Source organism: Polynucleobacter sp. AP-Jannik-300A-C4, from assembly GCF_018688335.1.
Classification (GTDB): domain Bacteria; phylum Pseudomonadota; class Gammaproteobacteria; order Burkholderiales; family Burkholderiaceae; genus Polynucleobacter.
This window is the reverse complement of sequence record NZ_CP061316.1, coordinates 970,286-982,058: the sequence shown is the minus strand read 5'-3', so window position 1 is coordinate 982,058 and position 11,773 is coordinate 970,286. Positions and strand designations below refer to the sequence as shown.

The 11,773-nt window shown below is 46.0% G+C and carries 7 protein-coding genes; 2 read left to right on the top strand and 5 right to left on the bottom strand.

The genetic code is table 11. The features are described 5' to 3' along the window. Positions 1-2: 2 nt before the first annotated feature. Together kdsA and FD975_RS05100 are read right to left on the bottom strand one after the other, a co-directional pair. Entirely contained in the window at positions 3-866 is an 864-nt protein-coding gene (gene kdsA, locus FD975_RS05105) for a 3-deoxy-8-phosphooctulonate synthase (protein ID WP_215303641.1), read from the bottom strand. Positions 867-875: 9 nt separating this feature from the next. After that, on the bottom strand, positions 876-2,537 hold the full coding sequence (locus FD975_RS05100) for a CTP synthase (RefSeq protein WP_215303639.1): 1,662 nt from the start codon (positions 2,535-2,537) through the stop codon (positions 876-878). A gap of 386 nt (positions 2,538-2,923) precedes the next feature. On the opposite strand from FD975_RS05100, the gene FD975_RS05095 reads away from it, so the two are divergent. Beyond that, on the top strand, positions 2,924-5,509 hold the full coding sequence (locus FD975_RS05095; RefSeq protein ID WP_215303637.1) for a bifunctional aconitate hydratase 2/2-methylisocitrate dehydratase: 2,586 nt from the start codon (positions 2,924-2,926) through the stop codon (positions 5,507-5,509). A 72-nt stretch (positions 5,510-5,581) separates the two neighbouring features. Here the strand turns inward: FD975_RS05095 and FD975_RS05090 are convergent, their stop codons facing one another. From FD975_RS05090 to FD975_RS05080, 3 genes are read right to left on the bottom strand one after another with little or no spacing between them, the layout of a single operon-like run. Beyond that, positions 5,582-6,358, bottom strand: a complete 777-nt coding sequence (locus tag FD975_RS05090) for a spermidine synthase (RefSeq protein WP_251371430.1) — start codon at positions 6,356-6,358, stop codon at positions 5,582-5,584. 3 nt (positions 6,359-6,361) lie between these two features. Continuing rightward, on the bottom strand, positions 6,362-10,396 hold the full coding sequence (purL, locus tag FD975_RS05085) for a phosphoribosylformylglycinamidine synthase (protein ID WP_215303635.1): 4,035 nt from the start codon (positions 10,394-10,396) through the stop codon (positions 6,362-6,364). Positions 10,397-10,417: 21 nt separating this feature from the next. Next, positions 10,418-11,098, bottom strand: a complete 681-nt coding sequence (locus FD975_RS05080; RefSeq protein ID WP_215303633.1) for an ABC transporter ATP-binding protein — start codon at positions 11,096-11,098, stop codon at positions 10,418-10,420. A gap of 81 nt (positions 11,099-11,179) precedes the next feature. Between FD975_RS05080 and FD975_RS05075 the strand changes: the two genes are divergently transcribed. Beyond that, positions 11,180-11,773, top strand: coding sequence for an arylesterase (locus tag FD975_RS05075; RefSeq protein WP_251371429.1), 594 nt, complete (start codon positions 11,180-11,182; stop codon positions 11,771-11,773).

The following is an 11,773-nucleotide window of genomic DNA, read 5'->3' as shown; positions in this document are numbered from 1 at the left end:
TGTTACTTGAAACTATCTTCTAAAAATAATCCAGGCTTCTTAACAACCGAATCAATCGCCACCAAAGACTCAAGCAACTCTTTCATACGATTGAGTGGTACGGCATTCGGACCATCTGAAAGCGCTTTAGCTGGATCTGGATGTGTCTCCATAAATAAGCCACTAATGCCAACTGCAACGGCGGCACGGGCCAGCACTGGCACAAACTCGCGTTGCCCACCACTGGCATTGCCTTGACCACCAGGTAATTGAACTGAATGGGTAGCGTCAAACACAACTGGAGCCTTTGCTTCACGCAAAATGGCTAAGCTACGCATATCAGAAACTAAGTTGTTGTAGCCAAATGAGGCACCACGCTCACAGACCATAAATTGATCTGGAAGATTTGCTTCTACTGCAGCTGCACGAGCTTTATCAATGACATTCAACATTTCATGAGGGGATAAAAATTGACCCTTCTTGAAATTCACTGGCTTACCACTTTGAGCACAGGCACGAATGAAATCAGTTTGCCTGCATAGAAAAGCTGGCGTCTGAAGCACATCAACCACTTTTGAAACCGGCGCAATTTCGCTAATGTCATGAATGTCGGTCAATACTGGCACACCAATTTCTCGCTTCACACGGGCTAGAATCTCAAGACCCTTCTCCATGCCTAAACCTCTAAAAGAGGTTCCAGATGAACGGTTGGCTTTATCAAAAGAAGATTTGTAGATAAATGGGATGCCTAGCGAGGTGGTAATTTCTTTAAGCTCGCCAGCAATATCTAAGGCAGATTGCTCTGACTCAATGACGCAAGGTCCAGCAATCAAAAAGAAGCGCTGATTTAAACCAACATCGAAACCGCATAACTTAAATGCACTCATGACGATCTCCTAGGCTGCCTGCTCTTGAGCAGCGGCTTGATGAATTAAGGACGCCTTAATAAACGCAGAAAATAATGGATGGCCGTCGCGCGGTGTTGAAGTGAATTCAGGGTGGAATTGCACGCCAAAAAACCACGGATGAATAGAGTTTGGTAACTCCATCATTTCAGGCAAAGACTCGTTTGGTGTTCTAGCAGAAATAATCAAGCCAGACTTTTCTAAGCGCGGTACATAAAGATTATTTACTTCATAGCGGTGACGATGACGCTCATTTACCTCAGGACCGTAGATTTCATGTGCCAAGGTACCGGCTTTTACAGGGCAACGTTGGGAACCTAAGCGCATAGTTCCACCTAGATCAGAATCGTTAGTACGCTTCTCAACACGACCTTCACGGTCAACCCACTCAGTAATTAAAGCAACTACTGGACTCTCAGTATCTGGGTCAAACTCAGTACTGTTAGCCTGAGCAATATTGGCAACATGGCGAGCAAACTCGATCACAGCCAACTGCATACCTAAACAAATACCAAGGTACGGAACGCTATTCTCCCTGGCATAACGAATGGCAGCGATCTTACCTTCGGTGCCGCGTTTACCAAAACCGCCTGGGACCAAAATAGCATCTAAATTCTGCAGACAATCTACGCCATCTTTTTCAATGACTTCGGAATCAATATAGTTAATATTGACGCGTGTGTGATTGTGGATGCCTGCATGACGCAAAGCTTCAATAAGAGACTTGTAAGATTCGGTTAACTCAACGTACTTGCCAACCATGCCAATAGTTACTTCGTGCTGTGGGTTGGCTAACTCATAAACCAAGTTTGCCCAAACGGATAAGTCCGCAGGCTTAGCTTCAATATCAAGTTCGCGACAAATTAAATCATCCATTCCCTGCGCTTGAAGCATCTCGGGAATCTTGTAAATGGTATCAACGTCCCATACTGAAATCACAGCCTCTTCACGCACGTTAGAGAACAGGGAAATCTTAGAGCGCTCGTCTTCTGGGATGGGACGATCCGCACGGCATAACAGTACGGTCGGCATGATGCCGATTTCTCGTAACTTTTGTACCGAGTGCTGAGTAGGTTTTGTTTTTAACTCCCCGGCACTAGCAATGTAAGGGACCAAAGTGAGGTGTACAAAGGCGCAACTGTGTCTTGGCAGACGAATGCTCATCTGGCGCGCTGCCTCAAGAAACGGCAAAGACTCAATGTCGCCTACCGTTCCGCCGATTTCACAGATCGCAATATCAGCATTGCCATCATGGCTCGCTTTTGCGCCACGCTCTACGAATGCTTGAATCTCATTCGTAATGTGAGGAATTACCTGGACGGTTTTACCAAGATATTCGCCACGACGCTCTTTACTGATCACGGACTCATAAATCTGGCCAGTCGTGAAGTTATTACTCTTGCGCATCTTTGCAGAGACAAAGCGCTCATAGTGCCCAAGATCGAGGTCAGTTTCAGCGCCATCTTCGGTTACGAAGACTTCACCGTGTTGAAGTGGGCTCATGGTCCCAGGGTCAACGTTGATATAAGGGTCTAATTTTAGGAGGGTGACTTTCAGGCCGCGGGATTCAAGAATCGCGGCAAGCGAGGCAGCTGCGATTCCTTTCCCTAAAGAAGAAACCACACCACCAGTGACAAAAACGTATTTGGTCATCGCTTAAGCTCTGTTGGAAACAGTAATTATAACGATAGCTACTCTGTAGGCATAAATTCTTTCCTCATCCAACTGCATCCAAGCTCCAGAGCTTGCTATTCAATTTTTAGATAGTTTTTGAGCCCATTTTTCTTCCTATTGGGCATTTATTTGTGATTTCAAATCTCTCTAAACAACTCCTAATAACCCCTTACAACATCAGGAAAATTGCTTAAATCTTTTGCAATCCATCATACATATCGTAATTTGCCTGTTTTTTGAGCATTTTGATGAATTTTGATAATTAAGTCTTATATAAGACATGAATTAGCAATTACAATAGATGTAAAGGGAAACAAGCCCTGCTTAGCCTTACTGTTGATAACTCTTACCCAATAGGAAACACGATGCTAGAAGCCTACAATGCCCAAGTTGCCGAACGCGCAGCCCTTGGAATTCCAGCCCTCCCACTAACTAAAGATCAAACAGCCGAACTCGTTGGCTTACTGAAAAATCCTCCTAAGGGAAAAGAGGCTGAGTTAGTTGAGCTCATTACGAATCGCGTGCCTGCAGGTGTTGATGAGGCAGCTAAAGTAAAGGCAGAGTTTTTGGATGCTGTTGCTAAGGGCACCGAGAAAACTCCTTTGATTTCTCGCATCAAGGCAACAGAGCTCCTGGGAACAATGCTTGGTGGCTACAACATCAAGCCTTTAGTGGAATTGCTCTCTGACTCTGAGTGTGCAGCTACTGCAGCAGCGGCCTTGAAAAAAACCTTATTGATGTTCGACTATTTCCATGATGTTCAGGAATTAGCAGAAAAAGGCAATGCACAAGCCAAAGAAGTGCTACAAAGCTGGGCAAATGCAGAATGGTTTACAAGCCGCCCTGCCGTCCCAGAGAGCATGAAGCTCACCGTATTCAAAGTCACTGGTGAAACTAATACCGACGACCTATCTCCAGCCCCTGATGCATGGAGTCGTCCAGACATCCCACTGCATGCAACCATTATGTTGAAGAACCCACGTCCAGGCATTGAGCCAGACGAGGCAGGTGTTCGCGGCCCAATGAAGCAAATTGAAGCTCTCCAGAAAAAAGGCAACCAAATTGCTTACGTTGGAGACGTTGTTGGCACAGGATCTTCACGTAAATCTGCTACCAATTCCGTATTGTGGTGGACGGGTCAAGATATTCCATTTGTACCGAACAAACGCTTTGGTGGTGTTTGCTTAGGCACCAAGATTGCTCCAATTTTCTTCAATACCATGGAAGATGCTGGTGCATTGCCAATTGAGCTCGATGTTTCAGATATGAATATGGGCGATGAAATTGAATTACGTCCATACGAAGGTAAAGCATTTAAGAATGGTAAAGAAATCGCTTCTTTCTCACTCAAGTCCCCAGTCATTTTGGATGAAGTTCGTGCAGGTGGTCGCATTCCTTTGATCGTCGGCCGCGGCCTCACAGCTAAAGCGCGCGCTGCGCTTGGCTTGCCAGCTTCTACAGAATTCCGTATCCCTGTTAGCCCGCCCGATAATAAAAAAGGCTTCAGCTTGGCTCAAAAGATGGTTGGCCGTGCCTGTGGATTGCCAGAAGGTCAAGGCGTACGCCCAGACACTTATTGCGAGCCACACATGACTACAGTCGGCTCCCAAGATACGACTGGCCCTATGACCCGTGATGAATTAAAGGACTTGGCTTGCTTAGGCTTCTCTGCTGACCTAGTCATGCAGTCCTTCTGCCATACATCCGCTTATCCAAAACCAGTTGATATTCGTACACACCATGAGTTGCCAGCGTTTATGACTAACCGCGGTGGTGTTGCATTACGTCCAGGTGATGGCGTGATTCATAGCTGGTTGAATCGTTTACTTCTACCTGATACCTGCGGCACTGGTGGCGATAGTCATACTCGCTTCCCAATCGGTATCTCCTTCCCTGCTGGCTCTGGTTTAGTTGCATTTGCTGCAGCTACCGGTGTTATGCCATTGGATATGCCTGAATCAGTCTTGGTTCGCTTCAAAGGAAAAATGCAGCCTGGCATCACTTTGCGCGATATGGTTAATGCAATCCCCTTGTATGCAATTAAAAAAGGTTTGCTTACTGTTGAAAAACAAGGCAAGAAGAATATTTTCTCTGGCCGTATTTTAGAAATTGAAGGTTTGCCTGATCTCAAAGTTGAGCAAGCTTTTGAATTGTCTGATGCTTCTGCTGAGCGCTCTGCCGCTGGTTGCGCTATTCAGTTAAGTAAAGAACCAATCATTGAGTACATGCGCTCCAACATCACTTTGATGAAGTGGATGATTGCAAATGGCTATGAAGATAAGCGCACTCTAGGTCGTCGCATCAAGGCGATGGAAGCTTGGATTGCTAAACCGGATTTGCTTAAGGCTGATGCAGATGCAGACTATGCCGAAGTGATCGAAATCGATATGAGCGAAATTAAAGAGCCAATCTTGGCCTGCCCTAATGATCCGGATGATGTGAAGTTCTTATCTGAAGTATCTGGTGAGAAAATCGATGAGGTATTTATCGGCTCTTGCATGACCAACATTGGTCACTTCCGTGCAGCTGGACAAGTTCTTCAGGGCAAGAAGGATATGCCTACCCGCTTATGGGTGGCGCCTCCAACTAAGATGGACCAGATGATTTTGACCGAAGAAGGCTATTACGGCATTCTGGGCGCTACAGGTGCTCGCATGGAAACTCCAGGTTGCTCACTCTGTATGGGTAACCAGGCGCAGATCCGTAAAGGCTCCACAGCAGTCTCTACTTCAACTCGTAACTTCCCGAACCGCTTAGGTATCGATACACGCGTGTACTTAGCTTCTGCTGAACTTTCAGCCGTTGCTGCACTCTTAGGTCGCCTGCCAACTCCACAGGAATATTTCGAGCAAGTTGAGTCATTGAACGCTAAATCTGGTGAAGTCTATAAGTACATGAACTTTGACAAGATTAAGTCATTCAGCGATGTTGCTGACACAGTAACAATTTAAGCATTAGCAGCCCTGAAGTTGGGGCAATAAAAAAGGCGATCGGTTGATCGCCTTTTTCTTATTCTGGTTTTATTAAATACGGAGTTTATTCTCTTGATTGGCATTTTCACGGTTTAAGCCAGATGCCCATGTATTGGTAGGTAAACCTGTTTTTTCCATAATCAATTTGGCACGCTTGGAGACTTCCTTCCACTCAACATCTAATTGCGGGCCTTTGAAAGCAATCGCAACTACATTGCAATCATGAGACTCTGGAAAGAGCAGCACACGATTATCGAATGCCTCACAAATATTGTTCAAGTTAATATCGAAACTCTTATGGCGGGAGAATAAATTCACAGTTAGCACGCCAGGCGATTTCAGGATGTCGTAACAGCCCTTATAAAAGTCGAGAGAGCTAGCTGCCGGGCCATCACAAATCGCATCATAAAGATCCACTTGTACTGCATCGAAGTGACCCTGATGCTTGGCGCTCTGTACAAAAGCTTTTGCATCAGCTTGCAAAGTTTCTAAGCGGCGATCATCATCTGGCGTGAAAAACATGCTTCTAGCAGAAACAATCACGGCTGGATTAAGTTCAACAACAGTAGTTTTAACTGCTGGGCAATAGCGATGCGTAAACTTTGTGAGAGCACCAGTACCCAAGCCTAGTTGAGCAATACGCATTCCTGGCTTAGTTTCCAAAAAGAGTAGCCAAGCCATCATTTGCTGGTTGTATTCCAGATAGATTTCATCCGGATCACGGATACGCATCGCACCCTGAATTAATTCGCTACCAAAGTGTAAATAGCGTACCCCACCGCTCTCAGAAAATGTCACCGGCTCCATCGCCATAGATAAATCTGACACGAACTATTTTGCCCAGACTCGAGCGTTGCGGAATAAGCGCATCCAAGGGCTCGCACCATCGGGTGTATCCAACCATTCCTTTGGCGCCCAACTCATCTGCACAGCCCTAAAGACACGCTCAGGATGCGGCATCATTACGGTGAAACGACCATCGGGTGTAGTGACACCGGTTAAACCACCAGGTGAACCATTCGGGTTCATTGGATAAGTTTCAGTTGACTTGCCTTGGTGATCCACAAACCGTAAAGTAGCCAAGCCCTGCTTTTGAAGAGCTTCTAGATTGCCTTGTTGACTAAAGTTAGCGAAGCCCTCGCCATGGGCAATAGCTATCGGCAATTGACTGCCGCTCATGCCCTGCGTAAAGATAGAAGGCGATGCCATTACCTCAGCCATCACAAGGCGAGCTTCATATTGTTCAGACTGATTACGGGTAAATTTAGGCCAAGCCTCTGCACCTGGAATAATTCCAGAGAGATTGCTCATCATTTGGCAGCCATTGCAGACGCCTAAAGCAAAGCTATCTTGGCGATTAAAGAATGAGGTGAATTGATCGCGTAATTGAGCATTAAAGAGAATAGTTTTTGCCCAACCCTCACCAGCTCCCAATACGTCTCCATAGCTAAAGCCTCCACAAGCAATCAGCCCACGGAAATCATCTAGCTTGGATTTACCGGAAAGCAAATCTGACATGTGCACGTCATAGGTATCAAAACCAGCCCAGTTCATGGCGTAAGCCATTTCAACGTGGGAGTTAACACCCTGCTCACGCAAGATGGCAACTTTAGGTCCAGCATTCTTGTTTATGAATGGTGCTGCAATATCGTCCGCAATATCAAATGTCAGCTTTGGTAACATTCCAGTATCGGCAACGTTATCGAGTTGTGCAAACTCACTATCTGCGCAATCTGGGTTATCGCGTAAGCGCGCAATCTGATAGCTGGTATTTGTCCACATTTTCTGGAGAACTTCACGCGGCTCTGCAAAGATATTTTTAGCGTCGCGCCAAATTTCAATACGACCATTGGTATTAGGCTTAGCGATCACATGACTGTAAGCACTCAGATTTAATTTACGCAAAACCGCAAATACCGCATCACGATCAGACTTACGAATCTGAATTACAGCACCAAGCTCTTCATTAAATAATGCGCGCATGGTTTGCTCATGGCGACGACCAGAAACTTGTTGTGCCCAGTTCTTAGCATCACCCCAATCTGCTTCTTGACCAATATCTACTGCAATCATGTCAACATTGAGGGATATGCCAATGTGTGATGCAAAAGCCATTTCTGCAATACAAGCAAATAAACCACCATCAGAACGATCGTGATATGCCAGTAGTTGATCTGCTTTACGCAGCTCAATGATTGCATTAGCAAGTGCCTGCAGATCTTCAGGATGATCTACATTTGGAGCCGACTTACCGGATTGATTAAGAACTTGAGCCAAGATACTTCCAGCCATGCGGTTCTTACCGCGACCTAAGTCAATCAAAATTAATTCAGTTTCTAGAGCTGCTCCAGACTCATCTTTGAGTTTTAGTAAAGGTGTTGTAGTTTTGCGAACGTCCTGAACTGCAGCAAATGCCGAAATAATGAGTGAGACTGGAGAAACCACTTTCTTGGCTTGATCACCATCTTGCCATGAAGTTGCCATAGATAAAGAGTCTTTACCAACTGGAATGGAAATACCCAGTGCTGGGCATAAATCCATACCAATCGCTTGAACTGAGTCATACAACTTGGCATCCTCGCCGGGCGCACCACAAGCGGCCATCCAGTTAGCGGAAAGTTTGACGTCTTCCAATCGGTGAATATCTGCTGCTAATAAGTTAGTAATAGCCTCACCTACCGCCATCTTGGCTGCGGCTGGTGCATCAATGACGGCTAGTGGAGTGCGTTCACCCATCGTCATCACTTCACCGCGATAGCCTTTGTAATCCATCAAGGTAACTGCGCAGTCTGCAACAGGAACTTGCCATGGCCCCACAAATGGGTCACGGGCGTTAAGGCCGCCAACAGTACGATCTCCGATCGTGATTAAGAATGACTTGCTAGCTACCGTTGGCTGTTGAAGAACCCATGCAATGCATTGGGCAAGATCAGCGTCAGTGACATTTAACTCATCAAACTCTTGCGGAATACGCGTCACATCGCGATGCATACGGGGCGGCTTGCCAAGCAATACTTCCATCGGCATATCAATCGGCATCGCTGCATCACTACCAGAAACTTCATTGCTATCACTTAGCTGGAGTTGACGCTCAGTTGTTGCTTCACCAACTACTGCAAATGGACAACGCTCACGCTCACAGAGTGATTTAAACAACTCTAGATCTTTAGCTTCGATGGCGAGAACATAGCGCTCTTGAGATTCATTACACCAGATCTCTGCTGGGCTCATACCACTCTCTTCAAGTGGGACTTTGCGTAATTGAAATTGTGCACCTAAGCCAGCACCATCTGCTAGCTCTGGAAATGCATTAGAGATACCGCCAGCACCCACATCATGAATAGAAACAATCGGATTACTCTGACCCATAGCAATACAAGAGTTAATTACCTCTTGTGCACGGCGCTCCATTTCAGGATTACCCCTCTGAACGGAGTCGAAATCTAAATCTGCAGTGTTAGTACCAGTCGCAACTGAACTGCCGGTTGCTCCACCCATACCAATGCGCATACCAGGACCACCCAATTGAATAAACAAGTGGCCTGCTTTAATTTGCTTCTTTGCTGTATGAATTGAATCAATGTTACCGATACCACCTGCAATCATGATTGGCTTGTGATATCCGCGACGAACACCTTCTAAAGTTTGTTCAAAAACGCGGAAGTAGCCACCCAATATTGGTCGACCGAATTCATTATTAAATGCAGCGCCACCCAATGGCCCATCAATCATGATTTGAAGTGGCGTAGCAATACGTTCAGGTTTTCCGTACTTTTCTGATTCCCATGGCAAATCAGTTCCAGGAATATTGAGGTTGGACACAGAAAAACCAGTGAGACCTGCTTTAGGTCGCCCACCAATACCAGTCGCACCTTCATCGCGAATCTCACCACCAGCACCTGTAGAAGCTCCAGGGAATGGCGCGATTGCTGTTGGGTGATTGTGTGTCTCAACCTTCATTAAGGTATGAACTAGACGCGTGTCTTTTTCATATCGACGTTCTTGACCTTTTGGCGACCAAGTTTCTGACTCAGCTCCGACCATTACTGCTGAGTTATCGGAGTAAGCAACGATAGTGCCCTCGGGTTGAAGCTGATGCGTATTGCGAATCATCGCAAATAGAGATTTCTCTTGATCATCGCCATCAATCGTCCAGCTTGAATTAAAAATCTTATGGCGGCAATGTTCGCTATTTGCCTGCGCAAACATAATCAATTCAACATCGCTTGGATTTCGCTCTAGGCGAATGAAATTCTCAACAAGATAAAGTACTTCATCTTCAGAAAGCGCTAAGCCTAACTCTTGGTTCGCCCTATCTAAGGCAGATCTGCCCTCGGTTAGAACTGGGATGCGTACAAAAGGTTGATCCGGCAGAGATTGATATAAGGCACTGGCTTCATTCACATCAGAAATCACAGCCTCTGTCATTCGATCATGAAGCGCTGCCAATACCAATTGTTCCTCTTGTGCATTGAGGGATTTTTTACTTTGCCATGCAAATTGAACGCCACGCTCAATGCGCAAAACATCTAGACCGCATTGGCGGGCAATATCGGTTGCTTTACTAGCCCACGGAGATACAGTTCCAAAGCGCGGTATGGCAATAGCAGATTGCTTCTCAGATGCTTTACTAAATAAGGAACCAGAACCCTTGATTAGCGACACAAAAGTTTGTCCGTAAGTCAGAAGACTTTCGAGCACCTCTTTGTCTTTGGTATTGAGTTCAGACTCAGACCAGATGAAATGAAGATATTGAGCCTCTATGGACTCAAGTTGGATTCCCTGGGCTGCGAGCGAAGCTAAAAGTCGCTGTTGGCGGAAGGCTGAAAGGGCATTTGCCCCGGGCAAGCAACAGAATGATGACATGCCAAGATTATAAGGTTTTGATTAAGCTAGGCGACCGCCCTGAAGGCTTAATTGGCGCCCTGACCGTGCGGCCAAGGCAGGATCATGGGTCACCAGAACCAAGGTTGAGGAATTCTCCCGATTCAGCTCAAAAAGGAGCTCAATCACCCTATTTCCGCTTGCCTCATCAAGGCTCCCAGTGGGCTCATCAGCAAATAGGATGGCTGGTTTATTGATAAAGGCCCTAGCTAAAGCCACACGCTGTTGCTCACCCCCAGAGAGGGTCTTTGGAAAATGGTTTGATCTTAGACTTAATCCAACCTTATCGAGCCACTCAGCGGCAGCCTGCCTTGCCTCAGATTGCTTAACGCCAGCAATCTCCAGGGGGAGCATTACATTCTCTAGGGCGGTTAAATGCGGCAATAGCTGAAATGATTGAAAGACAAAGCCAACAGATTGGCCGCGCAAACGGGCCCTACCATCTTCATCTAGTAGATTTAAGTTTTGGCCCATTAGGTATATCTGACCTGTACTTGGGAGATCGAGACCGGCCAGCAGACTTAACAAAGTGCTTTTTCCAGACCCTGAGGCACCTACAATCGCCACACTCTCGCCTTGCTCAATTTGAAAGCTGAGTTCATGCAAAATGACTAAGTCGCCATCAGCAGTGTTTACTAGCTTGCCCACGCGCTCAGCAACAATGGAATTAGACTGTTTGTTCATGTGGGAATTTCTTAGAATGGAAAAATGCGGATTCAACTATTAACTAGTAATAAATTCATTACAGGTCTATTTTGCCTCTTAATGAGCATTTCTTCCTGGGCTCAGGTCAAGCCGGTGGTCCTGATTTTAGGAGATAGTCTTTCAGCCGAATATGGCCTGCCTCGTGGAAGTGGATGGGTCACCCTATTAGAAGGGCAGCTTATTAAGGACAAGAGCCCATGGAGCGTATTTAATGCCAGCATTAGCGGTGAGACAAGCTCAGGAGGACTAAGTCGTCTCCCTAATCTATTAAATCAAAAGAAACCGGGAATTGTCCTGATAGAGCTCGGAGCAAATGATGCCTTGCGTGGTTTGCCTGTAAATCAAACAGAAACGAATCTACGCAAGATGATTCAGATGAGCAAGAAATCAGGTGCCAAGGTTTTGCTCTGTGGCATACAGATTCCTCCAAACTATGGTCAAAATTACACCATGCAATTTAAAGAGCTTTATGCGCAACTGGCAAAACAAGAGCGGATTGAGTTGCTGCCCTTCTTCTTGGAAGGCGTTGCCACTAGGCCGGAATTATTTCAAGCGGATCGCTTACACCCAAATGTTGAAGCACAAAGCGTTATCTTTCAAAACGTATGGGGCTCAATGGCCCCATACAGTAGCTTGCTAAAAAAGCTACCTTAA

Coding starts and splice junctions, on each gene's coding strand:
- FD975_RS05100 (WP_215303639.1), bottom strand. CDS start 2,537: ATGACCAAATACGTTTTTGTCACTGGTGGTGTGGTTTCTTCTTTAGGG.
- purL (WP_215303635.1), bottom strand. CDS start 10,396: ATGTCATCATTCTGTTGCTTGCCCGGGGCAAATGCCCTTTCAGCCTTC.
- FD975_RS05080 (WP_215303633.1), bottom strand. CDS start 11,098: ATGAACAAACAGTCTAATTCCATTGTTGCTGAGCGCGTGGGCAAGCTA.
- kdsA (WP_215303641.1), bottom strand. CDS start 866: ATGAGTGCATTTAAGTTATGCGGTTTCGATGTTGGTTTAAATCAGCGC.
- FD975_RS05095 (WP_215303637.1), top strand. CDS start 2,924: ATGCTAGAAGCCTACAATGCCCAAGTTGCCGAACGCGCAGCCCTTGGA.
- FD975_RS05075 (WP_251371429.1), top strand. CDS start 11,180: ATGAGCATTTCTTCCTGGGCTCAGGTCAAGCCGGTGGTCCTGATTTTA.